Here is a 26,775-nt window from a genome sequence, read left to right as displayed (position 1 = left end):
GCGCTCTTCGGAGCGCCTGCCATGCTTTTTACGTCGTTCCCCGTAATTACCCCTCGAAAGACGCCTTGTTTTACCGATAGCTCAGCAGATGATGTCGTTATGATTGGTGATAATCCCCTCATTCCACAGGTTCTCTTATGAGTGATAACGTGTATGTCACCAGTCCGTTGCTCCCCCCTCTGGAGGAGTTTATCCCCTACCTGGAAAAAATCTGGCACAGCAAAGTGCTGACTAACGGTGGGGAGTTTCATCAGCAGCTGGAAGCAGCGCTGGCGGACTACCTCGGCGTGAAATACATCTGCCTGTTTGCGAATGGAACTCTGGCGCTGTTAACCGCCCTGCAGGCGCTGCGCGTCACCGGGGAGGTGATTACCACCCCGTACTCCTTCGTTGCTACTTCACATACGCTTTTGTGGAATGGCCTGACGCCGGTATTTGCGGACATCGATCCTGACACCTTTAATATCGATCCCCGTCGCGTGGAAGAGCTGATCACCCCGCAGACCACCGCCATCATGCCGGTGCACTGCTACGGTATCCCCTGCGAAATGAACAAAATTCAGCAGATCGCAGACGCCTATGGCCTGAAGGTCATCTATGACGCGGCCCATGCCTTTGGCGTGCGGCAGGATGGCGTCAGCATTCTTAATCAAGGGGATCTCTCGGTGCTGAGCTTCCACGCCACGAAAGTGTTTAATACCTTCGAAGGCGGGGCCATTGTGTGCCACGATGCGGCCACCAAGCAGCGTATTGATTACCTGAAAAACTTTGGTTTTGCCGGTGAGACCCGGGTCGTCGCGCCAGGAATTAACGCCAAAATGAATGAGGTGGAAGCCGCATTTGGGCTGCTGCAACTCAAACATGTTGATGCTGCGCTAAGCGAAAGAGCGTCGATCTATCAACGCTATACCGAACTGCTGGCCGATATCGAAGATATCGATCTGATTCAGGTTCCGGAGAACGTGAGCTGGAACTACGCCTACTTCCCGATCCTGATCAAGAAAACCTTCCCCCTGAGCCGGGACGACGTGTATGAGCTCCTCAAAACGGAGAACATTTATACCCGGCGCTATTTCTTCCCGCTGATCAGCTCCTTCGCGATGTACCGTGGCTTACCGACCTCCTCGCCAGAGAATCTGCCCTACGCCAATAAGATTGCCGATGAGGTGCTGTGCCTACCCATTTATCCGGGGCTTTCGGTACAGGATCAGCTGCGCATTGTTGAGACCATTAAACGGGCGGCCACGCTCCGCAGCCACAGCAATGATGCTGCATTCAATCTTGTAAAATGCGCAGGATGAGCGCGCGCTCGGCAACCCGCGTAACCATTTAATATCTCGGCATTTGTTAAACGTGCAGGTGATGGGGTAATAAAAGCGGGTCTCTTCGGCGCGACCAAATCGGCTCCGGAATGCCCGTTCGTTAAGGATCCATTAGGATCCTTAACGGGAAAAATCCTAAATAACCCCCCATTTCACCCACTATTCACACGATTAAAACCCCTCCAGAAACGGATAATCATGCCGATAACTCAACTAACGCAGGGCTGTTTATCGTGAATTCACTCTATACCGCTGAAGGTGTAATGGATAAACACTCGCTGTGGCAGCGTTATGTTCCGCTGGTGCGACATGAAGCATTGCGGCTTCAGGTGCGGCTACCGGCGAGTGTGGAACTGGACGATCTGCTACAAGCGGGCGGTATCGGGTTATTGAATGCAGTTGACCGGTACGACGCTCTGCAAGGAACGGCATTTACGACTTACGCAGTACAGCGTATTCGTGGTGCGATGCTCGACGAACTGCGCAGCCGTGATTGGGTGCCGCGCAGCGTTCGACGCAATGCACGCGAAGTAGCGCAAGCAATGGGGCAGCTGGAGCAGGAGCTCGGACGTAACGCGACGGAAACCGAAGTTTCGGAGCGTCTGGGGATCACCACGGCTGACTATCGCCAGATGTTGCTCGATACCAACAATAGCCAGCTCTTCTCCTATGACGAGTGGCGCGAAGAGCATGGCGATAGCATCGAACTGGTGACGGACGATCATCAGCAGGAAAACCCGTTGCACCAGTTAATGGAAGGCAATGTACGCCAGCGCGTGATGGAAGCCATCGAAGCTTTACCGGAACGCGAGCAGCTGGTGCTGACCCTCTATTACCAGGAGGAGCTCAATCTTAAAGAGATTGGCGCCGTGCTGGAAGTAGGGGAGTCGCGGGTTAGCCAGCTGCACAGCCAGGCCATTAAACGCTTACGTACTAAGCTGGGTAAGTTATAGGTGATCCATATCACCCGTTAAGTGCCGCACAACGTATTGACAACCAGGAGTTATCATGACGGTGCAGCAATCTAAAAGACGGCCATTAAGCCGCTACCTGAAAGACTTTAAGCACAGCCAGACGCATTGCGCCCATTGCCATAAATTGCTCGACCGTATCACGCTGGTTCGTCGCGGAGAAATCGTCAATAAAATTGCGATTTCCCGTCTCGATACTTTGCTGGATGAAGCCGGATGGCTGGAAGAGCAGAAAGAGTGGGTGGCGTTATGTCGTTTTTGTGGCGATCTGCACTGCAAAGAGCAGAGCGACTTTTTCGATATCATCGGCTTTAAGCAATTCCTGTTTGAGCAAACAGAGATGAGCCACGGCACGGTGCGCGAATATGTCGTGCGTCTGCGTCGCCTGGGTCAGCACCTGACCACGCAGCGTATCTCCCGTGATTTACTGACCAGCGGTTATCTGGATGAGAATCTGGAGCCGTGGCTGCCGGCGACCAGCACCAACAACTACCGGATTGCGCTGCGCAAGTATGCGCAATTTAAAACGCAAATGCCGGTGACGCCGAAGCAGAAAGTCCACCGCGAAACAACTTCTGATATATATTAAAAATGAATAACATGTAGCGCAGTCGTGTTTGACCTTGCGGCCGAACGCCCTACACTACACTCAAAATTCCAATGATATCGGGGTAAGTATGAAATTTGCACTTCTGGGTCGTCAGGCGCTGATGGGTGTAATGGCCGTTGCGCTGGTTGCCGGTATGAGCGTGAAAACGTTCGCGGCAGAAGGTCTGTTAAATAAAGTCAAAGAGCGCGGCACGCTGCTGGTTGGGCTGGAAGGCACTTATCCTCCGTTCAGCTTCCAGGGTGACGACGGCAAACTGACCGGGTTTGAAGTGGAGTTTGCCGAAGAGCTGGCCAAACACCTCGGCGTAAAAGCGTCGCTGAAGCCGACCAAATGGGACGGCATGCTGGCCTCGCTGGACTCCAAACGTATTGATGTGGTGATTAACCAGGTCACCATTTCTGACGAGCGTAAGAAAAAGTATGACTTCTCCACCCCGTATACCGTTTCCGGTATCCAGGCGCTGGTGAAAAAAGGTAACGAAGGCACGATCAAATCTGCCGCCGATCTGAAAGGCAAAAAAGTCGGTGTCGGTCTGGGGACCAACTACGAAGAGTGGCTGCGCCAGAACGTGCAGGGCGTCGATATTCGTACCTATGATGATGACCCGACCAAATACCAGGATCTGCGCGTAGGCCGTATCGACGCCATTCTGGTTGACCGTCTGGCGGCGCTGGATCTGGTGAAGAAGACCAACAACACCCTGGCGGTGGCCGGTGATGCCTTCTCCCGTCAGGAAGCAGGCGTTGCAATCCGTAAAGACAACGACGATCTGGTGAAAGCCGTCGACGGTGCGATTGCTGATATGCAGAAAGACGGCAGCCTGAAGTCGCTCTCCGAAAAATGGTTCGGGGCAGACGTCACAAAGTAAGCAGTTGAATGCAAAAAAAAGGCGCTTTGATAAGCGCCTTTTTTATTTCCTCGCCAGCAACGTGCATAATAAAAAAGACAGACTTAGACAGGGTTACGGAGGTTTTCATGTCATTACAGAATCTAACGCGTTTTCCGCGCCTCGAATTTATTGGCGCCCCGACGCCACTGGAGTATTTGCCGCGCTTATCGGACTACCTCGGGCGCGACATCCTTATCAAACGTGATGACGTGACGCCCATGGCGATGGGCGGCAATAAACTGCGCAAGCTGGAGTTTCTCGCGGCGGATGCCCTGCGTGAAGGGGCCGACACGCTGATTACCGCCGGGGCGATCCAGTCCAACCACGTGCGCCAGACTGCGGCCGTGGCGGCAAAACTGGGCCTGCACTGTATCGCCCTGCTGGAAAACCCGATTGGCACCCAGGCAGAAAACTACCTCAGCAACGGCAACCGCCTGCTGCTGGATCTGTTCAACGTGCAAATTGAAATGTGCGATGCGCTGATCGACCCTGTGGCGCAGCTGCATGAGCTGGCCACCCGCGTTGAAGCCCAGGGCTTTCGTCCGTATGTGATCCCGGTGGGCGGCTCGAACGCACTGGGTGCGCTGGGATACGTCGAAAGCGCGCTGGAAATTGCCCAACAGTGCGAAGGGGCGGTGGGGCTCTCCTCGGTAGTGGTCGCCTCCGGTAGCGCCGGCACCCATGCCGGGCTGGCGGTCGGGCTGGAGCAGCTCATGCCGGACGTCGAGCTGATTGGCGTTACCGTATCGCGCAGCGTGGCTGACCAGAAGCCGAAAGTGGTCACCCTGCAGCAGGCGGTGGCCGAACAGCTGGAGGTGAGCGCCAATGCCGATATTATCCTGTGGGATGACTACTTCGCGCCGGGTTACGGCACCCCGAATGACGAAGGCACCGAAGCGGTGAAACTGCTGGCGCGTCTTGAAGGGATCCTGCTGGACCCGGTCTATACCGGCAAAGCGATGGCCGGCCTTATCGACGGCATCAGCCAGAAGCGCTTCAAAGATGAAGGGCCGATTCTGTTTATTCATACTGGCGGGGCGCCAGCTCTGTTTGCCTACCATCCTCACGTCTAATTACAGGCAGAAAAACCATAATGCAAGAAAGTATTCAACTGGTGATTGATTCGCTGCCCTACCTGCTGAAAGGCGCGGTGTTTACGCTGCAACTGAGTATTGGCGGGATGTTCTTTGGTCTGCTGCTGGGCTTTATTCTGGCGCTGATGCGCATGTCGCCAGTGCTGCCGGTGCGCTGGCTGGCGCGTTTTTATATCTCCGTGTTTCGCGGCACCCCGCTGATTGCCCAGCTGTTTATGATCTATTACGGCCTGCCGCAGTTTGGTATCGAGCTCGACCCGATCCCGGCGGCGATGATCGGCCTGTCGCTCAACACTGCGGCCTACACCTCGGAAACCCTGCGCGCGGCGATCTCCTCCATTGAGAAAGGGCAGTGGGAAGCCGCAGCCAGTATTGGTATGACCCCGTGGCAAACCCTGCGCCGGGCGATCCTGCCCCAGGCCGCACGCGTGGCGCTGCCGCCGCTGAGCAACAGCTTTATCAGCCTGGTGAAAGACACTTCGCTGGCGGCCACCATTCAGGTGCCGGAGCTGTTCCGCCAGGCGCAGCTGATTACCTCGCGCACGCTGGAGGTCTTTACCATGTATCTGGCCGCCTCGCTGATCTACTGGGTGATGGCGACGGTGCTGTCGGCGCTGCAAAACTATTTTGAAAACCAGCTTAACCGCCAGGAGCGTGATCCAAAATGAGTGCTATCGACGTTAAAAACCTGGTGAAGAAGTTTCATGGTCAGACGGTGCTGCACGGCATCGACCTGGAAGTGCAGGAGGGCGAAGTGGTGGCGATCATCGGGCCGAGCGGCTCGGGCAAAACCACGCTGCTGCGCAGCATCAACCTGCTGGAGCAGCCGGAAGGCGGCACCATCCGCGTGGGTGAGATCACCATTGATACCGGCAAGTCCCTGAGCCAGCAGAAGAGTTTAATTCGACGTCTGCGTCAGCACGTCGGCTTCGTCTTCCAGAGCTTCAATCTGTTTCCCCATCGCACGGTGCTGGAAAACATCATTGAAGGGCCGGTGATTGTGAAAGGTGAACCGAAGGAGGAGGCCACTGCCCGCGCCCGCGAGCTGCTGGCAAAAGTGGGGCTTTCCGGTAAAGAGACCAGCTACCCGCGTCGTCTCTCCGGCGGGCAGCAGCAGCGGGTGGCCATTGCCCGCGCGCTGGCGATGCGCCCGGATGTCATCCTCTTTGATGAACCGACCTCGGCGCTGGATCCGGAGCTGGTAGGGGAGGTGCTGAACACCATTCGTCAGCTGGCGCAGGAAAAGCGCACCCTGGTGATTGTCACCCATGAGATGAGCTTTGCCCGCGATGTGGCGGACAGGGCGATATTTATGGATCAGGGACGCATCGTTGAGCAGGGTCCAGCAAAATCACTGTTTGCCGATCCTCAGCAGCCCCGCACCCGGCAGTTCCTCGAAAAATTCCTCATGCAATAGCATGTTTGCTCTCAATTGCTCCGGAAATAATCCCCGGAGCAATATATTCATCCCCGATATGAATGCTCTCCTGATTTTATCCCGTCTGAACCGCTATAAGTGCATAAATTGTGTAGCTAATTATCCCAGGGTCGATATTTTATACATATAAATAAGATTTATGTGTTAGTTTAAGAATCCATAATAATGATTATCTTTTACAGGGGCTTAATTCAGTCAGTATGAAGGATTTAGACTTTTTCACATGGCGACGGGAATGCTTCCTCCGTTTTCAGGAGATGACTTCTGCCGACGAGGTATATCCCGAACTTCAGCGACAAACGCAGAACCTGGGCTACGATTTCTTTTCGCTCTGCGTACGTCATCCGGTGCCTTTCACGCGCCCTAAAGTCTCGGTGCATTCGTCCTATCCGCAACAGTGGATGGCTCAGTATCACGCGGAAAATTTTTTCGTTATCGATCCGGTGCTTAAACCTGAGAATTTCGTTCACGGACACTTACCCTGGAACGATGCCTTATTCGCTGAGGCGCAACCTTTATGGGACGGCGCGCGCGATCACGGGGTGCGTAAAGGGATCACCCAGTGCCTGATGCTACCGAATCATGCGATGGGATTCCTGTCGGTCTCCAGTACCAGTCTGTCAGTGAACCTTATGGCGGGTGAAGTGGTGGAACTGCGTCTGCAAATTCTGGTGCAACTGGCGTTGACCACGCTGCTGCGGCTGGAGCATGAAATGGTGATGCCGCCTGAGATGAAATTCAGCAAGCGCGAGAAAGAAATTCTGAAATGGACGGCGGAAGGAAAAACCTCGGCAGAAATAGCGATCATTCTTTCTATTTCTGAAAATACGGTGAACTTCCATCAGAAAAATATGCAGAAGAAATTCAATGCGCCGAACAAGACGCAGATCGCGTGCTATGCGGCAGCGACGGGGATTATCTGACTACACTTCTGTTCTGCGTGGCAGGCGAGGAAACGGCTGAATGCACTGCGTTCAGCCGTTTTTGTTTTATTGACGGTAAGCTTGCTTGATCTGCTTAACGGTGCTGGAAAATACCTCGGCCTGAGCCTGGTCTTCCATCTGCGCAATCTGACGTTCCATCTTAATGATCACACGGCCGGCGTCTGCCTGGCCCATCGCCTGCAGCATCAGAGCCAGCAGGTTTTTCAGACAGGAGACTTCCTGTGCCAGTTCTTGATTATTCTCCGCAGTGGCAAAATCAGGTGTGCTCATTTATTTTCCTCATGATAAAAACAGCGCTCGGGCGCATAGACCAAGTTAAGGCGGCGGAGTATACCACAAGCCGTTCAGAAAAACGCAGTGCTTGTTTTTTGACCTTTTTCTCCACTTTGTTTATTCGATTGAACAAACATTAACTTTGAATTTTCTAAGACTTTAGTGTGGGTTAATTGTTTGATGAAAGTAGAAGAGAGGTTAATTATTGTTACAAATTTATAAGGTGTATTTTAATAGCAATAAAATAGCGCTGATAATTTGTAAGCTTTTGAAAACAACCATCTAAAAAAAGTGGGCAAAAGTGCATGGCGCAAGGCTTCCGTTTCCAGTCGATGTACAACTTAATTTCCAAAAAAAAGTGCTATATCGATGGCAGGCATTTTTAATCATTTTCAGTTTCGGATAAAACCCGTTAATATGTGCCGAATTAACTGTCTGTAGCGTTATCCCTATTCTGGAGAATTTCCCTTTGATCAACGTCCTTCTTGTTGATGACCACGAACTGGTGCGCGCAGGGATACGACGCATTCTTGAAGATATAAAAGGTATTAAAGTTGCCGGCGAGGCCTGCTGCGGTGAAGATGCCGTTAAATGGTGCCGGTCGAATACCGCTGATGTTGTCCTGATGGACATGAACATGCCCGGTATTGGCGGCCTGGAAGCGACGCGTAAAATCGCGCGTGCCTGGGTTGATACCAAAGTGATCATGCTGACGGTTCACACTGAAAATCCCCTTCCTGCAAAAGTAATGCAGGCAGGTGCTGCTGGCTATTTAAGCAAAGGCGCCGCTCCCCAGGAGATGGTCAATGCGATCCGTTCCGTCTATTCCGGGCAGCGCTATATCGCTTCCGATATCGCGCAGCAGATGGCCCTGAGTCAGATTGAGCCAGAAAAGACCGAATCACCGTTTGCCAGTTTGTCTGAGCGCGAATTGCAGATTATGCTGATGATTACCAAAGGCCAAAAGGTGAATGAGATCTCTGAGCAGCTTAATCTCAGCCCGAAAACGGTGAACAGCTACCGCTACCGGATGTTCAGTAAACTGAACATCCATGGCGACGTTGAACTCACTCACCTGGCCATCCGTCATGGTCTGTGCAATGCCGAGACCCTAATTAGTCAGTGAGTGAAGTGTTTGAATCCAGTGCTTTCCTGAAAACCGTTACCAGCCAGCCAGGCGTCTACCGGATGTATGACGCTGGCGGGACGGTCATCTACGTCGGAAAGGCGAAAGATCTCAAAAAGCGACTTTCCAGCTATTTCCGCAGCAATCTTGCCTCCCGCAAAACAGAGGCGCTGGTCGCCCAGATCCAGCAGATCGATGTCACTGTGACACACACAGAGACCGAAGCCCTGTTGCTGGAGCATAACTACATCAAGCTGTATCAGCCGCGTTATAACGTGCTGCTGCGCGATGACAAATCCTATCCGTTTATCTTTCTCAGCAGCGACACCCATCCGCGTCTGGCGACCCATCGCGGTGCCAAGCATGCGAAAGGGGAATACTTCGGCCCGTTCCCTAACGGTTATGCCGTGCGGGAAACGCTGGCCCTGCTGCAAAAGATTTTCCCGGTTCGCCAGTGTGAAAACAGTGTCTATCGCAACCGCTCCCGTCCCTGCCTGCAGTATCAGATTGGTCGTTGCCTCGGGCCCTGCGTGGAAGGGCTGGTCAGCGAAGAGGAGTATGCGCAGCAGGTGGAATATGTGCGCCTGTTCCTCGCCGGTAAAGACGATCAGGTCCTGACCCAGCTAATTGCCCGCATGGAGAAGGCCAGCCAGGCGCTGAACTTCGAAGAGGCTGCGCGGATCCGCGATCAGATCCAGGCCGTACGCCGGGTGACGGAAAAACAGTTTGTTTCCAATAACGGCGATGACCTGGACGTGATTGGCGTCTCCTTTGATGCGGGTATGGCCTGCGTGCATGTGCTCTTTATCCGCCAGGGCAAGGTGCTGGGCAGCCGCAGCTACTTCCCGAAAGTGCCGGGCGGCACCGAGCTGGGCGAAGTGGTAGAGACTTTTGTCGGCCAGTTCTATCTGCAGGGCAGCCAGATGCGCACTCTGCCGTCGGAAATTTTGCTCGATTTTAATCTGAGCGATAAGACGTTGCTGGCCGATTCGCTGTCGGAGCTGGCGGGGCGTCGGGTAAACGTCCAGACCAAACCGCGCGGCGATCGTGCCCGCTATCTGAAGCTGGCGCGCACCAACGCGGCGACGGCGCTGAGCACCAAACTGTCCCAGCAGTCGACCATTCACCAGCGTCTTGCCGCATTGGCGACGACGCTGCAGCTGCCGGAAGTGAAACGGATGGAGTGTTTCGACATCAGCCACACCATGGGGGAACAGACCGTTGCTTCCTGCGTGGTGTTCGATGCCAACGGGCCGCTGCGTGCGGAATATCGCCGCTATAACATCACCGGCATCACCCCCGGCGATGACTACGCCGCGATGAATCAGGTGTTACGCCGCCGCTACGGTAAAGCTATCGAAGAGAGTAAGATCCCGGACGTTATCGTCATTGACGGTGGCAAAGGGCAGCTCGGCCAGGCAAAATCGGTGTTTGCCGAGCTGGACGTTTCCTGGGATAAGCATCATCCGCTGTTACTGGGCGTGGCCAAAGGCACCGACCGTAAAGCCGGGCTGGAAACATTGTTCCTCGAGCCGGAAGGGGAGGGCTTTAGCCTGCCTCCGGATTCACCCGCGCTGCACGTGATCCAGCATATTCGCGACGAGTCGCACGATCATGCGATTGGCGGCCACCGTAAAAAACGGGCAAAGGTGAAAAACACCAGTACGCTGGAAACGATCGAAGGGGTCGGGCCAAAGCGTCGCCAGATGCTGCTGAAATACATGGGCGGTTTGCAAGGATTACTCAACGCCAGCGTGGAGGAAATTGCAAAAGTGCCGGGTATTTCGCAAGGGCTGGCAGAAAAGATCTACTACTCGTTGAAACATTGAGGGCTCTGTAGCAACATAGGGCTAATAATTACTGACAACAAACAGTTACCGTCACTATGCGATTAAACATCCCTACGTTGTTAACGCTTTTCCGCGTCGTCCTTATCCCTTTCTTTGTGCTGGCGTTTTACCTGCCGTTCGTCTGGGCTCCTTTCGCCTGTGCGCTGATCTTTTTTGTCGCGGCCGTGACCGACTGGTTTGACGGCTACCTGGCGCGACGCTGGAACCAGAGCACCCGTTTCGGTGCCTTCCTTGACCCCGTAGCCGATAAAGTGATGGTCGCCATCGCCATGGTGCTGGTGGTGGAGCATTACCACAGCTGGTGGGTCACCCTGCCTGCGGCGACCATGATCGCCCGTGAAATTATTATCTCGGCTCTGCGCGAGTGGATGGCTGAACTGGGTAAACGCAGCAGCGTGGCGGTCTCCTGGATCGGTAAGGTAAAAACCACCGCGCAGATGGCGGCACTGGTGTGGATGCTGTGGCGTCCGAACGAGTGGGTGGAGTGGGCCGGTATTGGTCTGTTTATGGTCGCGGCGGTGCTGACGCTCTGGTCAATGTTGCAATATTTGAACGCTGCGCGCGGCGATTTGCTTGATCAGTGATCGTTTCGCCGTAATTTTCAGCAAACGATCTTGAGTTGAGAAAAATAACGTTGACTCAAAACGTCAGGTAAGTAGAATGCAACGCATCGAACGACGGCACGGTTCGTTAGTCGATAAGAAAATCAAGTGATTAGCATAATGACTTGATGATTGCGGGAATAGCTCAGTTGGTAGAGCACGACCTTGCCAAGGTCGGGGTCGCGAGTTCGAGTCTCGTTTCCCGCTCCAAATTTAAGACATGCGCAATAGCGGGTGTCAGTCGTAAGACAAAAGATTTAAGGCGCGTTAGCAAAGCGGTTATGTAGCGGATTGCAAATCCGTCTAGTCCGGTTCGACTCCGGAACGCGCCTCCACTTTCTTCCCGAGGCCGGATGGTGGAATCGGTAGACACAAGGGATTTAAAATCCCTCGGCGTTCGCGCTGTGTGGGTTCAAGTCCCACTCCGGCTACCATGGGAAAGCAAAGAATAATCAAAGCAATAAGCAGTGTCGTGAAACCACCGAAAGGTGGTTTTTTTGTGCCTGAAATTTACTGTTCTGATATGACCCGTTATTTTTGGTCGCCCTCCAGCACACCACCATAAAACACCGCCAGCCACACCGTCGGCTCATCGGGATCGGTCCACTCCACCCGGTGTCGACATTGCGCGGGAATATGCACCGCATCTCCCGCATGCAGTACCCGGACTTCATCTTCCGCTTCGAATTTTACCCCCGCCGAGCCGCGCAGCACGACCACCCATTCGTTTTCATCCTGGCAGTACCAGAAGCCAGGCGGACTGGCCTGGCCGATGGAGAGGATACGCTCAATTTTGATCCCCGGCGCACTAAGTAACACGTCAAAGATTTCAGCCTCATGATGAACGCCCGTCCCGGGAATCTGTGAAAAGAGATTTAACGCCATCTGGTTGCCTCCGCTGACCATCAGGATCGGTTAAACAGGTGCGACAAATTAGCCCCTTTGAGGAAAATAAACGCCAGCAGCAGGGCGCCCCACAGGGCCATGGTGATATAGCTGCTTACCCCGAGAATGTTCAGCCCGCTTTCCAGCATCTGCAGCAGGATCAGCGCCATCACCATGCCAAAGACTTTGCCGAAGCCGCCGTCGGGGTTTACCCCGCCCAGCACCGCCGCCAGAATTGACACCAGCAGATAAGACTCGCCGTAAGAGGCCTTGGCCGAGTTCAGCTTGGACATCATCAGCAGCGCGGCGATCACGCACAAGACCGAGGAGAGAATGTAGACCCAGATAAGGGTCTTGCGGGTGTTGATCCCGGAGTAGTGCGTCGCCTGTTCGTTGGAGCCAATCAGGTAGAGGGTGCGCCCGAAGGCGGATTTTTCGAGGATCACCCACAGCACCGCGACCACGGCCAGAAATACCAGTAGCGGTAGCGGGATACCGAGGACATTGGTGCTGTTGATCACCAGTACGTAATCCGGAAAGTTTGAGATAGACGAGCCTTTAGAGATCAGAATATTAATCCCCTTCAGCAGGGTCATGATCCCGAGCGTCGCTAAAATCGGCGAGACGCGCACCACGGCAATCAAAAAGCCAATGACCGACCCAATCACGATAGCCATGGCTAATCCGGCAGCCAGCACCAGCAGCATGCTGCTGAGGGTCGGAGGATAGTGGGTGGCGACCCAGGCCATCACCAGCCCGCAGGCGTTCATGGTGGCGATGATGGACAGGTTGATCCCGCCGGTGAGGATAGTCACCGCCATAGCTAGCGCCAGCACGCCGAGGATCGGCATCTGCGAGGCGATAGACTGGAAGTTGGCTGACGACCAGAAGACAGAGGGGATGAGGAAGCTAAACGCGATTACGACGAGGGCGATTAACAGACTCAGGTAAATCTCAACGCGATCCTGGGTTTTTCTGGCGCTCATGCTAATGCTCCCTGTCCTTTGCGCTGGCTCCAGGCCGTCATGCTGATGCTGGTGACGATCACCACACCGGTAACGACCGTATGCCAGTAAGAGGAGACCCCTGTCAGATTGAGACCGTTTTGTATCACGGCCAGTAAAATCACCCCCAGCAGGGTGCCCAGTAAGGTGCCGCGCCCGCCGACAATACTGGTTCCGCCTAACACCACCGCCGCGAGCACCGTCAGCTCATAGCCGAGCAGGGAGTCGGGGGCGACGGTTAAGACCGTCGCGGACTGCACCACACCCGCCACGCCGGACATCAGCCCCATATAGCCGTAGACAAACAGCTGCATTTTAAAGATGCCGAATCCCATGCGGGAGGCCGCTTCGCGGTTGCCGCCCATGGCGTAAATCATCCGACCAATGCTGGTTTTGTTCATGATAAAGCCGGTCAACGCCACTACCACCAGCAGGGTGATAATCGGCAGGCTTAAACCGTAGTCGTAACCATCGGCGGCAGTGAATTTAAACAGCATCACCCCCTCTTCAAACCACTCCGGATAGCTGTACAGCCACACCCCTTTAGTCAGGTACAGCAGCAGACCGTAAAAAATATTGAGGGTTGAAATGGTAATGATGATCGAGGGCACCTTGAGCCGGTTCACCAGCGTGGCGTTAACCAGCCCGAGCAGCAGACCCAGCCCGCCGGACAGCGCAAAGGCCAGGGCAAAGTTGCCGCTGGTACCCTGAATCAGGGTGACCATCACGTACTGGGAGATAATAGTCATCGCCGGGAATGAGATGTCGATCCCGCCGGAGATCAGGACGATGAACAACCCGCAGGCGAGGATGGTTAACATGGCGTAGTTGTTGATCAGGTCGTAGATATTGCCCAGTGTCATAAAATCGGCGCTGGCAAACGGCAGATAACCGCCAATCACAATAATGGTCAGCCCGAGGAACAGCTCATGGGTTTTCACCCCGATTTTCTTAACCATTGACGACCTCTGCCAGCGCGGCCTCTGTGGTTTTTTCCGGGAGAATTTCCGCGACGATCGCGCCCTTGCGCATGACTAAAATCCGGTGGCTGTTAAAGAAGGCTTCGTCGATCTCATCGGTGATCATCAGCACCGCGATCCCCTTTCGCGACAGGGCGGAGATGATCTGGTAGATCCCCGCTTTGTTGGCAATGTCGACGCCGACGGTGGGGGAGTCGAGGATCAGCACTTTGGGGTTGATGGCCAGCCATTTGGCAATCGCCACGCGCTGGGCGTTGCCGCCGGAGAGGGTGTTGACGGGCAGATTGACGCTGCCAATCTTAATGCTCAGCTGCTCGATGAGATCCGTGACGATGCGGTCCGATTTGGACCTGTCCAGCAGCCTGAACGGGGTTTTCAGCCGCTGCAGCACGGTGGAGATAATGTTGTCATTGATCGACTGATCCATCACCAGACCGGTGCTCATCCGGTCTTCAGAGACATAGCCTATCCCGGCTCTCACCGCATCCCGGTTGCTGGCGAACTGCACCGTCTTACCCTCCAGCACTATCTCGCCGGAATCGGGCTTCGTGAGCCCGAAAAGGCTCAGGCACAGCTCCGTGCGCCCGGCACCCAGCAGTCCGGTAATGGCCAGGATCTCTCCCTGATGGATCTGGAAAGAGATGTCTTTGTACTGCTGATGTTTAGTGAGATTCGTGACCTTAAGCGCCACGTCGCCAATTTTCTCAATCGGCGGCAGGACCGCATACGAGAACTCTTTGCCGGTCATCAGGAAAGCGAGTTTTTTATTATTGATGTCGCTGGCGGGGTAAGTACCGACCAGGCTGCCGTTTTTCAGCACGCTGATCCGATCGGAGATCTCCAGCACCTCATCCAGCCGGTGGCTGACAAATACCACGCAGATATTTCTTTTCTTCAGGTCGCCGATGACCCGCAGCAGCCCCTTCACCTCCTGCATGGTCAGCGAAGCGGTGGGCTCATCCATAACGATCAGCCTGGCCTCCTGGGCCAGCGCCCGGCAAATGGCCACAATCTGACGTTGGGCGATGGGCAGGGACTCCACGTTGGCATCCAGATCCAGCCGGGCGTCAATACTCTTCATCGTCAGCTCGGCGATACGGCGGATCTCCCGCTTGTTGACCAGCAGATGGTGGTGGTGCTGGTGGATACCGATGTTTTCCGCGACGGTTAAATTGGGGAATAAGGAGAGATCCTGATAGATCACCTGAATCCCGGCTTTAACGGAGTCGATGGGCGAAAGATGGGCGTAAGGCTTACCTTCGATGGCGATCTCAAAGCCGGGATCGGGTTTATAGACGCCGGAGATGATTTTAATCAGCGTCGATTTGCCGCAGCCGTTCTGCCCGGCCAGACAGTGCACTTCTCCGGGCAACAGCGTCAGGTTGATGTTATCCAGCGCTTTTACGCCGTAGAAGGTCTTGCTGATCTTACCCAGTGAAATAAAGGGCTCCATGTCTACCTCTCAGGGGCTCATGCCGCACGCCCTGACAGGGCGTGCGGGTTCAACGGATCAATACAAGCTATCGATATTCTCTTTGGTGACGCGCAGGACTTTATGGAATTTGATGATGCGTTTTTCGGGATCCACGTCAGCTTTACCGAGGTTCGGGATTTCCAGGCCCTGGGTAATCTCTTCCCCTTTCAGCACCTTGTCGGCGATGGCGGTGATGGCATAACCCGCAGAAGCCGGATCGTAGGTGATCCCCATGGCAATATCGCCGCTTTTAATCAGCGAGGCGGCCTGAGATGGGATCATCATGCCGTAGACAAAGACTTTGCCTTTCGCCCGTTTCTCTTTCACCGCGCGGCCTGCACCGATAGGGCCCTGAGAACCAAATGAGACAATCCCTTTCATATCGGGATGGGCTTTCATCAGATCGATGGTGGTACGGCGGGCGTCGTCGATGTTTTCGGCCACCGGCATGCGGTTGGTGACTTCATGCATCTCCGGGTAGTGTTCTTTCTGATATTTCACGAACAGATCCGCCCACAGGTTATGCTGGGGCACGGTCAGGCTGCCGACATAAATGACATAGCCGCCTTTGCCGCCCATGGCTTTTGCCATCTCTTCAACGTTATCGGCGGCGAATTTCTGGTTATCGATAATTTCCACATCCCAGTTGGCGCTGGGTTGACCCGGGGATTCGTTGGTTAATACCACGATGCCCGCCTCACGCGCCTTTTTGAATACCGGCTCGAGAACATCGGCGTCATTAGGCACGATACCGATGGCGGAGACTTTTTTAGCAATTAAATCCTCAATTATTTTAACCTGCTGCGGCGCATCGGTGCTGGACGGCCCCACCTGAGAGGCTTTAATCCCGAGATCGCTGCCCGCTTTGGTGACGCCTTCTCCCATGCGATTAAACCAGGGCATGCCGTCTATCTTGGAAATATTGACCACTTCAATTTCTTTCGCCATTGCAGAGGTCGAGAAAACCATCAACCCGAGCAAGCTCGCAGACAATAATTTTGTTAAGCTTATTTTACTCATCTCATACCTCTGTAGGGTGGTAAAAAATTAAAATGACTATCTGGATATGTTGTTTTATAAAGCCGTGTTCAAATTAATATTAGGTGAGAATAATGATTCACCCTATGGGTCGGTGAATTAAATAAGTGCACGATCGGCATCCTCTCCATTCAGGGAGAGGGATGGGGTGAGGGGGGAGCAGGCCGCACACCGCACACTATTTAGACACTTCCGAACCCCGGCCCTGCAATTGTTGCGGTTATTCTCGATTTTTTGCCTTCATGGCTGTACAACCCCGCCAGAATGCCGCCTAATAACGGCGCTTAATCTTTCATTCACAGTTAACAGGTCTGTTATTGATGAATCATCTCTATCACTCCGCGCCAGCTTCTGTCTGCTGTGATGAACATTCATTTTCAAGGGACAGCTAGCCATGCAGCGTCGACAATTTCTTAAATCCAGCGTTCTTCTTTCTGCCGCAGGCCTGGTAGGCCCGGCCGTCGCCAGCCAGACGGTGGTGCAAAACAGCGCCCCGCTCGCCGCACCGGTGATGCGCCGTCGGTTCGTCCTGTCGCAAACCTATAAACTGGCGCCGCCGCAGGGCTCCAGCGGGGTGGTGAAACTCTGGATCCCCCTACCGGTGGATACTGCCTTTCAGCAGATGACCGGCCTGTCGTTCAGCGGCAACTACCAGCAGGCGTATATCACCACCAACAACGCCTACGGGGCCAAAACGCTGTTCGCGACCTGGCCGAAATCCGACGGCGATCTGTTGCTCCAGCTCGATCTGGAGATCGAAACGGCAGACTGGGAGCCGCTGAAACATGACGCCCTGAAACACTGGCAGGCACCGGAGCAGATTGTCTATCCGCTGGCAGTGAAGCCGTACCTGCTGCCGACAACCCACACTCCGGTTGATGGCCTGGTACATGAAACGGCGCAAAAAATTACCGCGGGTGAAACCAATCCGCTGAAGAAAGCGCGCCTGATCTACGAATGGGTCAGCAGCCATATGGAGCGCGATAACGACGTGATTGGCTGTGGCACCGGCGATGTGGCAACCATTCTGCAAAGCGGCAAGCTTAGCGGCAAATGCACCGATATCAGTTCGGTGTTTGTCGCCCTGGCGCGCGCCAGCGGCATCCCGGCGCGTGAGCTGTTCGGCATCCGCCTGGGCCGGGCCAACAAACTCGAACGTTACTCCGCCAGCGCCTTCGGCAAGGCTGACAGCGCGGGCGTGTCCGACGTCAGCGGCGGGCAGCACTGCCGGGCGGAGTTTTATCTGGCGGGTTACGGCTGGCTGCCGTGCGATCCGGCTGACGTCACCAAAATGCGCCTGGCGGAGAAAAAAGCCCATCAGGATCCCGATGTACAGGCGGTGAATACGTACCTGTTTGGCAACTGGGAGATGAACTGGGTAGGCTTTAACTACGGACGCGATTTTGAGCTTTACCCGGCGGCGGAGCAGGGTGCGGTGAATAACTTCGGCTACCCCTATGCCGAAGTGGACGGCGACCCGCTCAATTTTTACGATCCGAAGGTGTTCACATACCACTATGTCTCAACAGAACAACGCTAAGGGCGCGGGGCTGACCCTGCTGACGGCTGCCGCGGCGGCCGTCACCGCCGGGCTGTGCTGCGTCGGGCCGCTGCTCTATCTGCTGTTTGGTATCTCGGCTGCCGGTTTTGCCGGGCTCAGCCAGCTTGAGTTCCTGCGGGTGCCGATGATCCTGCTGTCGTCAGGGCTGATGCTGCGGGTCTTCTGGCGGCTCTATTTTTCAACGCGACCGTGGTGTACCGGGCGGATGACGCTGGGACAAATGCGTCTGCTGTTCTGGCTCTCGCTGCCGGTGCTGTTGCTGGTGCTGTTCTACCCCACGGTAGTGGCCTGGTATTATGAGGTGATGGAATGAAACGACTGCTGATAACCGCGAGTCTGTTACTGCCCCTGGTTGCGCAGGCTGCGAATGAAAAAGTGGTTCTGGACGTGCAGGGCATGACCTGCTCGCTGTGCGTGATTTCGGTTAACCAGGCCCTGCGGGAAACGGAAGGGGTGGTGAAAGCCAAAGCCTCGTTGAAGACGCGACAATCCGACGTTATCGTCCCGGAAGGTTTCCCGACGGAGACATTATTACAGGCGGTGGCAAATACGGGATATACGGCAACTGTGAACCGCATTGAAAAACCCTGAATATAATAATAATGCCTGATGGCTTAATTATTATCATCGTATTGGCGTCTTTCAGAAATAATATGAAAGACGCACTATCACACAATTGTTAATAAATTATGATGATATTGCTTCAGTTTGATAAATATCACATGACGAAACGTTGACCATCCCGCCCGCGCGCTCTATCTTAAGATAAGTTTCTCCATAAATGCGCCATTTTTATCCATATATCGCCTTTTATGGCGGTGTGTCGATCCCTGTTGCCAGCATTTCGCTGCGGCTTATTGTGGATTACCATCAATATGAATATAACCGCGAGTAAATATCCCCTCTGGATCCGCGATATTTCCCTGAGTCCATGGGCCGCTTTTTATTTCCTGCAGTCCGTGCTGATTAATTACTCGTTTGGATATTCATTCAGCCTGCTCTATTCGGTGGCCTTTAGCTGCGTACTCTTTGTGCTCTGGCGGATCGCACCTCGCGTGCAGAAAGGATTTATTGCCCTGTGCAGCCTGCTGGCGGCCATGTACTTCCCGTTTGAACAGGCCTATGGCGCACCGAATTTCAACACTCTGCTGGCGCTACACGCCACCAACGTTAATGAATCCGTTGAGATGCTGACGATCTTCCCGTGGCACAGCTATCTGGTGTCCCTGGTTATTCTGGCGCTAGGCGGAGTGGCAATACGGCGTAAAGTGACGCCGAAAATGCCGTGGCGCCGCGTGGATATGCTCTGTCTGGCCTTCAGCGTCGCCTGTTTCTTTATTACCCCGGCGAAAAACCTGGTCTACTGGGGAAACTTCACCCTGTTGGATGTGGGCTATCCGGTGTTCCGCTTTGTGAAGGACGTAGCGATCAACAACCGGGAAGTGGTGCAGGAAAAAGCGCACATGCTGGAACTGGCTAAGATGAAGGACAACTGGACCGTGCTGGCGGTGAAGCCCCGCTACCAGAACTACGTGGTGGTGATCGGTGAAAGCGCGCGGCGGGACGCCCTGGGTGCCTTTGGCGGGCAGTGGAATAACACCCCCCTTTGCCAGCTCGGTTAACGGCACGCTGTTCACGGATTTTGTCTCCTCCAGCGCCTCCACCCAAACCTCGCTGGGCCTCTCCCTGAGCCGGGTGAGCGGGGGAAGCCCGGAGTATCAGAATAATTTCGTCACCCTGGCGAACCGCGCCGGGTTCCAGACCTGGTGGTTCTCCAATCAGGGGCAGATTGGCGAGTACGATACCGCCATCGCCAGCATTGCGAAGCGCGCGGATGACGTGCAGTTCCTGCGCAAAGGGTATTACGAAGATGAAAGTAACCCGCGGGATGACGCTTTGCTGCAGATGACGCAGCAGGTGTTGTCCACCCGCCGTACCGAACCCCGACTGATCGTCCTGCATTTGATGGGCTCGCACCCGCAGGCCTGCGAGCGCACTCAGGGTAAGTACGTCGAGTTTGTGGAGTCGAAAGAGACCTCCTGCTACATCTACAGCATCACCCAGACCGACGCCCTGTTAAAACAGCTCTATCAGCAGCTGCAGACCACCGGCGACAGCTTCTCGATGGTCTACTTCTCCGACCACGGCCTGACCTATAAAGCCCGTCTGACCGGAGGGCAATATATGGCCCATGGTGATGCCTTCCAGCAAAACTATCAGGTGCCCTTTATGATCATGTCCAGCGACGATAAAGAGCATCACCTGATTAAGGCCCGGCGTTCCGCCAACGATTTTCTCGATTTCTTCTCCGTCTGGACCGGGATCGAGGCGAAAGAGTTAACCCCGAAATACCCCTTTGTCTCGGAGCAGGATGCGGGCACCCCGTGGGTGACCAACTTTAAGCTGCAAAAAGTGGACTACGCGCAGCTTCCGGACGATCTCCATTAATCACCGCCAGCCAGGGAGTCCTGGCTGGCTTATGACTAGGCACCGCCCAGATAGGCCTTTCTGACGTCCTGATTGCCGAGCAGCTCCTCGCCGCTGCCGCTCAGGCGGATCTGGCCGTTGACCATCACATACCCGCGATCGGAAAGCTTCAGCGCATGGTGCGCGTTCTGCTCCACGAGGAAAATCGTCATCCCGTTGCGCGCCAGCTCCCGCAGGGTCTGAAAGATCTGCTTCACCACGATGGGGGCTAACCCCAGGCTCGGCTCATCGAGCAGCAGCAGTTTTGGCCGACTCATCAGCGCCCGGGCGATAGCCAGCATCTGCTGCTCGCCGCCGGACATGGTCATCGCCCGCTGCTTACGCCGCTCTTTCAGGCGCGGGAAGAGGTCAAACATGCTCTGCAGATCTTCTGCGGCATACTGATTGCCGATGGGGATGGTGCCCATCAGCAGGTTCTCCTCGACGGTCATGTCGGGGAAGATGCGCCGCCCTTCCGGGGCCTGGGCAATGCCGCCCGAGGCGACGTAGTGGGTCGATTTATGGCTGATATCTTCCCCGCAAAACAGGATTTGCCCGTCGCGTACACGGGGCTGGCCGAAAATCGACATCAGCAGGGTCGACTTGCCCGCCCCGTTAGCGCCGATCAGCGCCACGGTTTCGCCGGGATTCACCTGCAACGAAACCTGTTTCAGCGCCTGGATCACCCCGTAATAGACATCCACCTGGCGAAATTCCAGCATTGCCTCACTCATACACTGACCTCGCTCTCATCGGTGCCCAGATAGGCGGCAATGACTTTTTCATCGTGCTGGATCTGCGCCGGTTTGCCCTGGGCAATCACATCCCCGTGGTCGAGGACGATGATGTGATCCGATATCTCCATCACCATCCCCATATCGTGCTCAATCAGCAGGACGGTGATGTCGTGGCGATCGCGCAGGAAACGGATGATGTTACTCAGCGTGTGGGTTTCCACCGGGTTGAGCCCGGCGGCCGGTTCATCAAGACAGATCATCTCCGGCCCGGTACACATGGCGCGGGCAATCTCCAGCCGCCGCTGCTGGCCGTAGGACATCTCGCCCGCCAGACGGTTGGCGCAGTCCACCAGATCCACCACCTCCAGCCAGTAAAAGGCCCGGTCGAGGGCGTCGCTTTCCGCTCGTCGGTAGGCGGGGGTATTGAGCACCCCGGCCAGCAGGTTGCGGTTCACCCGCATGTGCTGCGCCACCAGCAGGTTCTCCACCACCGACATCTCGCGGAACAGGCGGATGTTCTGGAAGGTGCGCGCCAGCCCGGCGCGGTTGACCAGATGAGTCCCGCCAAACATCTTGTAGAACAGACGCTGGCCGAACTGCGCCGGGTTGATCCAGTCTCCCGGCTGGAATTTCTGCCCGAGGATCTGGATCACGTTGGTGGTTTTGCTCCGGGTGTTGAACAAAATATTGCCCCCCGGAGGCTTTATAAAATCCGGTCAGGCAGTTGAACACCGTGGTTTTCCCCGCCCCGTTCGGCCCGATCAGGGCGGTAATGGAGCCGCGCTGCACCTCGAGATTAACGTCATTGAGCGCCTTGATGCCGCCAAAGTGCATCATCAGATGCTCGACGCTTAAGATGGTCCCGTTCATGGCGCCACTCCTTTACGCACCGCAAAGCCGCTGCGGTTGATGCGGATCAGCCCTCGCGGCCGCCAGATCATCATCACCACCATTAACACGCCAAACAGCAGCACCCGGTACTCCGCGAAGGTACGCAGCAGCTCGGGTGTGACGGTGAGCACGAAGGCGGCCAGCACCACCCCGAGGGTGGAGCCCATTCCGCCTAACACCACGATGGCGAGGATCAGGGCCGACTCAAAGAAGGTGAACGAGGTGGGGTTAACAAACCCCTGATAGGTGGCGAAGAATACCCCGGCAATGCCCGCGGTAGAGGCCCCGAGTGTAAAGGCCGACAGCTTGACCAGCACATGGTTGAGGCCCATGGAGCGGCAGGCGATTTCGTCCTCGCGCAGCGCCTCCCAGGCGCGGCCAATCGGCATCCGCGTCAGGCGGTGCTTGATGTACAGCACCAGCAGCACCACCAGCAGCAGGATGGCGTAGATGAAGATGAACTTCAGATTGGGGTTAAAGGTCAGGTTGAAGAACTCGTGGAAGGGCACGCCGCCATCTTTCGCCCGCCGGCCAAACTCCAGCCCGAACAGGGTAGGGGGTGGGGCGGAGATGCCGTTCGGTCCGCCGGTAAAGGTCAGCCAGTTATTCAGCACCAGGCGGATGATCTCCCCGAAGCCGAGGGTCACAATCGCCAGATAGTCACCGTGCATGCGCAGCACCGGGAAGCCAAGCAGGGCCCCGGCCGCGGCGGCCATCAGCGCCGCCAGCGGCAGCATGGTCCAGAAGCCGAGCCCCAGATACTGATAGCCCAGCGCCAGGCCGTAGGCCCCGATGGCGTAAAAAGCGACGTAGCCGAGGTCCAGCAGGCCCGCGAGCCCCACCACGATGTTCAGCCCGAGGCCGAGCAGGACGTAGATCAGGCCGAGGATTGCCACCGTCAGCACGTACTTGGTGGCGACGAACGGAAAACAGACCGCCAGGGCGATAATCAGCGGCAGGATCCAGCGCATCCGGCTTTTGTACTCCGGCGGGCGGACGTAAACCCCTGAGTTATCGTTGTCGAAGCGGGCCATCACGCGCCGGCCCGGCGCGGTGGATAGAAAGGCGCTGAGTAAAAAACGCCCCGTCATCACCGTGGCGATGATCCACGCCAGTCGCCGCCCTTCAAAGTTAAAGCTATAGCCATCCAGCACCACGCCGGCGATGGGACCAAAAACGATCAGCGCCACCATGCCGGCAAAAATGGCGTCGAGAAGACAGCGCTTAAGCGAAAACCCGTCGTGGGACACGGGTTGTGAAACGATTTGTGCAGTCATCTTTTTTCCCTCACACCTTGGCTACGACAGGGCGGCCAAGCAGTCCCTGAGGACGGAAAATCAGGATCACCACCAGCAATCCAAAGGAGAACACGTCTTTATAGTCGGAGTTGACCATGCCGGAGAATTGCGCCTCGGCAATGCCGAGGATCAGCCCCCCCCAGCATCGCGCCGGGCAGGGAGCCGATCCCCCCCGAGGACGGCGGCGGTAAAGGCTTTAATCCCGATGATAAACCCGGCGTAAAAATCAAAGGTGCCGTAGTTCATGGTGATCAGCACCCCCGCCAGCCCGGCCATCGCCGCGCCAATCACGAACACCAGCGAGATTATCCGGTCGGTGTTAATGCCCAGAATCGATGCCATCTTGCGATCCTGCTGTACGGCGCGGCACATCCGCCCAAGCCGGGTATTGCTGATGATCCAGGTGAGCAGCAGCATCCCGGTGAACGAGGCGATCAGAATGAAGACTTTGGTGTAGGTGATCTGCACAAAGCCTTCACCAATATGAAAACGCAGCACCCCGTCGAGCATGGTGGGGACCCCCTGCTGGCGCGGGCCCTGGCTGATCTGGGCGTAGTTTTGCAGGATCAGCGACATGCCGATGGCGGAGATCAGCGGCGCCAGGCGCGTGGAGTTACGCAGCGGTTTATAGGCAATGCGCTCGATGGTCCAGCCGTACACCCCCGTCACCACGATGGTGAAGACCAGCGTGCCGAGGATCAGCAGCGGAAAGGATTCCAGCCCGAAGAAGGAGAGGAGCGCCAGGCCGATGGCGCAGAGATAGGCGGAGATCATATACACTTCGCCGTGGGCGAAGTTAATCATGCCGATAATGCCGTAGACCATGGTGTAGCCGATGGCGATCAATCCGTAGACCGACCCCAGCGTCAGGCCATTGATTAACTGCTGCAGAAAGAAAGTTTCCATCATCGCGCGCTCGGGTTATAGGCCGCCGGTTGCGGGGCGGCCCGATGGTTTTAGTGCGTCGGTATGTCGCCATACCGACGTTGAGCGTGATTCCGTCCCGTTACTGCACTTCCTTATATTTGCCTTTGTCGTCCCACTCGTACACCACGTAGTCAGAGACTTTCAGGTCGCCTTTGCTGTCCCAGGATTTTTTGCCCATCACGGTATCCACCGAATTGGCCTTCAGCCATTCGCTGGCTTTGGCCGGATCGGCACCGCCTGTGGCTTTGAACGCCGCAGCAATGGCCTGAATAGAGGCGTAGGAGTAGAGGGTATAGCCTTCCGGCTCGAATTTACTGGCGCGGAATTTGTCGATTACCGCTTTGCCTTCCGGGATCAGGCGCGGGTCTTTGCCGAAGGTCATATAGATGCCGTTGGTGTACTGCGCGCCCCCAGCGGCGGTGACCATCTCTTCGTTGACGATACAGTCGCCGGAGAAGAATTTGGCCTGCACGCCCTGCTCACGCATCTGGCGCACCAGCGGGCCCGCTTCCGGGTGGCAGCCGCCGAAGAAGACTACGTCCGGCTTCTGGGCGCCGATTTTGGTTACCAGCGCGTTAAAGTCTTTTTCGCCGCGTGACAGGCCTTCGTACATCACATCCTTAACGTCGCGTTTCGCCAGCGCCGCTTTGGTGGCATCCGCCAGCCCCTGACCATAGGTGTCTTTGTCGTGAATGATCACCACCCGTTTGGCTTTCAGCTTATCAATAATGAAATCAGCCGCGACCTGGCCCTGCTGGTCATCACGACCGCACATGCGGAACATGTCGCTCATGCCGCGCTCGGTGATGAGCGGGTTGGTGGAGCCGGGGGTGATCGCCAGCACGCCGGCGTCGTTATAGACCTCGGAGGCCGGCATGGTGGAAGAGGAGCAGAAGTGGCCGACCACGGCTTTGACCTTATCCTGGTCAACCAGACGGTTAGCGACCGAGACGGCCTGTTTCGGTTCACAGGCGTCATCGCCCTGCACCAGTTTGATCTTCTCGCCATTAATGCCGCCCGCGGCGTTAATGTCTTCCGCGGCCTGGGTCGCGCCGTGCCAGTACTGGTCCCCGTAGGTGGCGTTCGGCCCGGTGAAGGGACCCGCCACGCCAATGACGATATCTGCCTGGGCGGAAAACGCCGTCACCAGACACCCTGCCAGCACGATAGAGAGAGGACTTCTGATCAATTTCAGCGACATTATTATCTACCTTTTCTGAGTGGTTTTTGGCACAACCCTGTGTAGTCGAACGCCGGAGGCGTACCCAATCCAAAACGTGTTCAAAACGTAATGCACTAAACGGACGACATACCGCAGAAACAGGCGAGATTGCCTGAGGGTGATGACCCTCAGCACAACAGTAAGCAAAATGGTTGCCAGAACGGCAGCCAATTGCCTGTGTTTCGACAATTTTCAGTATAGAGCGCCGTTTTAAGCCACCCGGCACCACGAAGTGAAATTACAGCGGGGATCACATCTCATTAACAACAAAGCACATAAGTTGTGCAACGGTCACGATTTGAACCGTTTTGCACCACGAAAGCGCCCGGGAACACCAGGGGAAAGGGCCCGTTTGGCGGAGTTTCTGTGTTACCCTGCACGCAATTCTATTCTGCAGGAGATTTACCCATGACCGAAGGCCCGTTAAACGAAACCGAAATGGAGTGGCTGGAAGAGACCTTAATGACCTACGGTCATGACGGCGAGTCCGTGATGGACGTCTCGGAGCTCGACGGGATGCTGACCGCGGTGCTGTCCGGCCCGGTGGTGGTAGAGCCGGACCGCTGGCTGGTGGCGGTGTGGGGTGGCGAAAAATACATTCCGCGCTGGAAGAACGATCGCGAGATGAACCGCTTCATCGATCTCTGCTTCAAGCACATGAACGATATCGCCGAGCGCCTGAGCGACTACCCGGATCAGTTTGAACCTATGTTCGGCATGAATGATGTCGAGGGTGAAACCTATACCGTGGTGGAAGAGTGGTGCTTCGGCTATATGCGCGGCGTGGCGTTGACCGACTGGTCATCCCTGCCGGAATCCCTGCGTGCCGATCTGGATTTGATTGCCCTCCACGGCTCCGAAGAGAACTTCGAGCGTCTGGATAGCTTCAGCGAAGAGGAGTTCCAGCAGAGCATTGAGAATATTCGTCCGGCGGCGCTGCGTCTGTACAACTACTGGATTGCCAACCCGCAGGAGCCGGTCGCCCAGCAGCCGGTGATCAACGGCACCAAAGTCGGTCGCAACGATCCCTGCCCGTGCGGCAGCGGTAAAAAATTCAAGAACTGCTGTCTGCATTAACCGCGCGCATTTCTGCCGGGTGGCGCTTCGCTTACCCGGCCTACAAAACCCTCTCGTAGGCCCGCGCAAGCGAAGCGCCGCCGGGCATTAATGCAC

At 55.7% G+C, this 26,775-nt stretch carries 24 protein-coding genes, 3 tRNA genes and 3 pseudogenes; 19 read left to right on the top strand and 11 right to left on the bottom strand.

Annotated elements, in window-relative coordinates; genetic code table 11:
- The first annotated feature begins 137 nt into the window (after window positions 1-137).
- The 8 genes from AAHB66_RS14790 (at window position 138) to sdiA (ending at window position 7,247) form a co-directional block, all read left to right on the top strand.
- Window positions 138-1,301, top strand: coding sequence for a DegT/DnrJ/EryC1/StrS family aminotransferase (locus AAHB66_RS14790; protein WP_347113441.1), 1,164 nt, complete (start codon window positions 138-140; stop codon window positions 1,299-1,301).
- A gap of 254 nt (window positions 1,302-1,555) precedes the next feature.
- The gene (fliA, locus tag AAHB66_RS14785) at window positions 1,556-2,275 is read left to right on the top strand and encodes an RNA polymerase sigma factor FliA (RefSeq protein WP_191152498.1); all 720 of its coding nucleotides are present in this window, start codon (window positions 1,556-1,558) and stop codon (window positions 2,273-2,275) included.
- A gap of 55 nt (window positions 2,276-2,330) precedes the next feature.
- Entirely contained in the window at window positions 2,331-2,882 is a 552-nt protein-coding gene (gene fliZ / locus AAHB66_RS14780) for a flagella biosynthesis regulatory protein FliZ (RefSeq protein WP_191152499.1), read from the top strand.
- An 88-nt stretch (window positions 2,883-2,970) separates the two neighbouring features.
- A complete protein-coding gene (tcyJ, locus tag AAHB66_RS14775; RefSeq protein WP_347113440.1) occupies window positions 2,971-3,771 on the top strand; it encodes a cystine ABC transporter substrate-binding protein in 801 nt (266 codons plus the stop codon).
- A 107-nt stretch (window positions 3,772-3,878) separates the two neighbouring features.
- Window positions 3,879-4,865 (top strand): D-cysteine desulfhydrase, encoded by a 987-nt coding sequence (dcyD, locus tag AAHB66_RS14770; RefSeq protein WP_347113439.1) that lies wholly within the window; start codon window positions 3,879-3,881, stop codon window positions 4,863-4,865.
- A 20-nt stretch (window positions 4,866-4,885) separates the two neighbouring features.
- Window positions 4,886-5,554: a cystine ABC transporter permease gene (tcyL, locus tag AAHB66_RS14765; protein ID WP_191152502.1), complete on the top strand. Its 669-nt coding sequence runs from the start codon at window positions 4,886-4,888 to the stop codon at window positions 5,552-5,554.
- Entirely contained in the window at window positions 5,551-6,303 is a 753-nt protein-coding gene (gene tcyN, locus AAHB66_RS14760) for an L-cystine ABC transporter ATP-binding protein TcyN (RefSeq protein WP_191152503.1), read from the top strand. Before tcyL ends, tcyN begins: the two co-directional genes overlap by 4 nt.
- A gap of 221 nt (window positions 6,304-6,524) precedes the next feature.
- A complete protein-coding gene (gene sdiA, locus AAHB66_RS14755) occupies window positions 6,525-7,247 on the top strand; it encodes a transcriptional regulator SdiA (protein WP_347113438.1) in 723 nt (240 codons plus the stop codon).
- A gap of 66 nt (window positions 7,248-7,313) precedes the next feature.
- Here sdiA and AAHB66_RS14750 read toward each other — a convergent pair whose 3' ends face one another.
- Window positions 7,314-7,538 carry a DUF2594 family protein gene (locus AAHB66_RS14750; protein WP_347113437.1) on the bottom strand — a complete coding sequence of 75 codons (225 nt, stop codon included), beginning with the start codon at window positions 7,536-7,538 and terminating at the stop codon, window positions 7,314-7,316.
- Between the two features lie 472 nt (window positions 7,539-8,010).
- On the opposite strand from AAHB66_RS14750, the gene uvrY reads away from it, so the two are divergent.
- The 6 genes from uvrY to AAHB66_RS14720 all read left to right on the top strand — a co-directional run bounded on the left by uvrY (window position 8,011) and on the right by AAHB66_RS14720 (window position 11,553).
- Window positions 8,011-8,667 (top strand): UvrY/SirA/GacA family response regulator transcription factor, encoded by a 657-nt coding sequence (uvrY, locus tag AAHB66_RS14745; protein ID WP_347113436.1) that lies wholly within the window; start codon window positions 8,011-8,013, stop codon window positions 8,665-8,667.
- Window positions 8,664-10,496, top strand: coding sequence for an excinuclease ABC subunit UvrC (gene uvrC / locus AAHB66_RS14740; protein ID WP_347113435.1), 1,833 nt, complete (start codon window positions 8,664-8,666; stop codon window positions 10,494-10,496). The genes uvrY and uvrC overlap by 4 nt, the downstream gene beginning before the upstream one ends.
- Before the next feature lie 56 nt (window positions 10,497-10,552).
- A complete protein-coding gene (gene pgsA, locus AAHB66_RS14735) occupies window positions 10,553-11,101 on the top strand; it encodes a CDP-diacylglycerol--glycerol-3-phosphate 3-phosphatidyltransferase (protein ID WP_032612063.1) in 549 nt (182 codons plus the stop codon).
- A gap of 152 nt (window positions 11,102-11,253) precedes the next feature.
- A tRNA-Gly gene (locus tag AAHB66_RS14730) sits at window positions 11,254-11,329 on the top strand.
- Window positions 11,330-11,380: 51 nt separating this feature from the next.
- Window positions 11,381-11,454 (top strand) — tRNA-Cys (locus AAHB66_RS14725).
- A gap of 12 nt (window positions 11,455-11,466) precedes the next feature.
- Window positions 11,467-11,553: transfer RNA gene (locus tag AAHB66_RS14720), tRNA-Leu, on the top strand.
- A gap of 97 nt (window positions 11,554-11,650) precedes the next feature.
- Here AAHB66_RS14720 and AAHB66_RS14715 read toward each other — a convergent pair.
- From AAHB66_RS14715 to AAHB66_RS14695, 5 genes are read right to left on the bottom strand one after another with little or no spacing between them, the layout of a single operon-like run.
- Window positions 11,651-12,004, bottom strand: coding sequence for a cupin domain-containing protein (locus tag AAHB66_RS14715; RefSeq protein WP_347113434.1), 354 nt, complete (start codon window positions 12,002-12,004; stop codon window positions 11,651-11,653).
- Window positions 12,005-12,024: 20 nt separating this feature from the next.
- Window positions 12,025-12,990, bottom strand: a complete 966-nt coding sequence (locus tag AAHB66_RS14710) for an ABC transporter permease (protein WP_347113433.1) — start codon at window positions 12,988-12,990, stop codon at window positions 12,025-12,027.
- A complete protein-coding gene (locus tag AAHB66_RS14705; protein WP_347113432.1) occupies window positions 12,987-13,967 on the bottom strand; it encodes an ABC transporter permease in 981 nt (326 codons plus the stop codon). Before AAHB66_RS14705 ends, AAHB66_RS14710 begins: the two co-directional genes overlap by 4 nt.
- Window positions 13,960-15,441 carry a sugar ABC transporter ATP-binding protein gene (locus AAHB66_RS14700; protein ID WP_347113431.1) on the bottom strand — a complete coding sequence of 494 codons (1,482 nt, stop codon included), beginning with the start codon at window positions 15,439-15,441 and terminating at the stop codon, window positions 13,960-13,962. The genes AAHB66_RS14705 and AAHB66_RS14700 overlap by 8 nt, the downstream gene beginning before the upstream one ends.
- A gap of 57 nt (window positions 15,442-15,498) precedes the next feature.
- On the bottom strand, window positions 15,499-16,482 hold the full coding sequence (locus tag AAHB66_RS14695; RefSeq protein ID WP_347113430.1) for an autoinducer 2 ABC transporter substrate-binding protein: 984 nt from the start codon (window positions 16,480-16,482) through the stop codon (window positions 15,499-15,501).
- Window positions 16,483-16,894: 412 nt separating this feature from the next.
- On the opposite strand from AAHB66_RS14695, the gene AAHB66_RS14690 reads away from it, so the two are divergent.
- The 4 genes and pseudogenes from AAHB66_RS14690 to AAHB66_RS14675 all read left to right on the top strand — a co-directional run bounded on the left by AAHB66_RS14690 (window position 16,895) and on the right by AAHB66_RS14675 (window position 20,509).
- Window positions 16,895-18,040 (top strand): transglutaminase domain-containing protein, encoded by a 1,146-nt coding sequence (locus AAHB66_RS14690; protein ID WP_347113429.1) that lies wholly within the window; start codon window positions 16,895-16,897, stop codon window positions 18,038-18,040.
- On the top strand, window positions 18,018-18,374 hold the full coding sequence (locus AAHB66_RS14685) for a mercuric transporter MerT family protein (protein ID WP_333849051.1): 357 nt from the start codon (window positions 18,018-18,020) through the stop codon (window positions 18,372-18,374). Before AAHB66_RS14690 ends, AAHB66_RS14685 begins: the two co-directional genes overlap by 23 nt.
- Complete coding sequence (locus tag AAHB66_RS14680) at window positions 18,371-18,652, top strand: heavy metal-associated domain-containing protein (protein WP_347113428.1); 282 nt, start codon at window positions 18,371-18,373, stop codon at window positions 18,650-18,652. Before AAHB66_RS14685 ends, AAHB66_RS14680 begins: the two co-directional genes overlap by 4 nt.
- Window positions 18,653-18,936: 284 nt before the next feature.
- Window positions 18,937-20,509, top strand: a pseudogene (locus tag AAHB66_RS14675) (sulfatase-like hydrolase/transferase).
- 35 nt (window positions 20,510-20,544) lie between these two features.
- On the opposite strand, the gene AAHB66_RS14670 reads toward AAHB66_RS14675, so the two are convergent.
- From AAHB66_RS14670 to AAHB66_RS14650, 5 genes and pseudogenes are all read right to left on the bottom strand, one after another.
- A complete protein-coding gene (locus tag AAHB66_RS14670; protein WP_333849055.1) occupies window positions 20,545-21,261 on the bottom strand; it encodes an ABC transporter ATP-binding protein in 717 nt (238 codons plus the stop codon).
- Window positions 21,258-22,134: pseudogene (locus AAHB66_RS14665) on the bottom strand (ATP-binding cassette domain-containing protein). The gene AAHB66_RS14670 and the pseudogene AAHB66_RS14665 overlap by 4 nt, the downstream one beginning before the upstream one ends.
- Complete coding sequence (gene livM, locus AAHB66_RS14660) at window positions 22,131-23,432, bottom strand: high-affinity branched-chain amino acid ABC transporter permease LivM (protein ID WP_347113427.1); 1,302 nt, start codon at window positions 23,430-23,432, stop codon at window positions 22,131-22,133. The pseudogene AAHB66_RS14665 and the gene livM overlap by 4 nt, the downstream one beginning before the upstream one ends.
- 10 nt (window positions 23,433-23,442) lie before the next feature.
- Window positions 23,443-24,359, bottom strand: a pseudogene (locus tag AAHB66_RS14655) (branched-chain amino acid ABC transporter permease).
- A gap of 100 nt (window positions 24,360-24,459) precedes the next feature.
- Complete coding sequence (locus AAHB66_RS14650) at window positions 24,460-25,581, bottom strand: branched-chain amino acid ABC transporter substrate-binding protein (protein WP_347113426.1); 1,122 nt, start codon at window positions 25,579-25,581, stop codon at window positions 24,460-24,462.
- A gap of 429 nt (window positions 25,582-26,010) precedes the next feature.
- On the opposite strand from AAHB66_RS14650, the gene AAHB66_RS14645 reads away from it, so the two are divergent.
- Window positions 26,011-26,679 carry a YecA family protein gene (locus tag AAHB66_RS14645; protein WP_337014558.1) on the top strand — a complete coding sequence of 223 codons (669 nt, stop codon included), beginning with the start codon at window positions 26,011-26,013 and terminating at the stop codon, window positions 26,677-26,679.
- The last annotated feature ends 96 nt before the right edge of the window (window positions 26,680-26,775 follow it).

It is taken from the genome of Leclercia sp. S52, from assembly GCF_039727615.1.
GTDB lineage: Bacteria > Pseudomonadota > Gammaproteobacteria > Enterobacterales > Enterobacteriaceae > Enterobacter > Enterobacter adecarboxylatus_B.
This window is presented reverse-complemented; position numbering and strand designations above follow the sequence as displayed.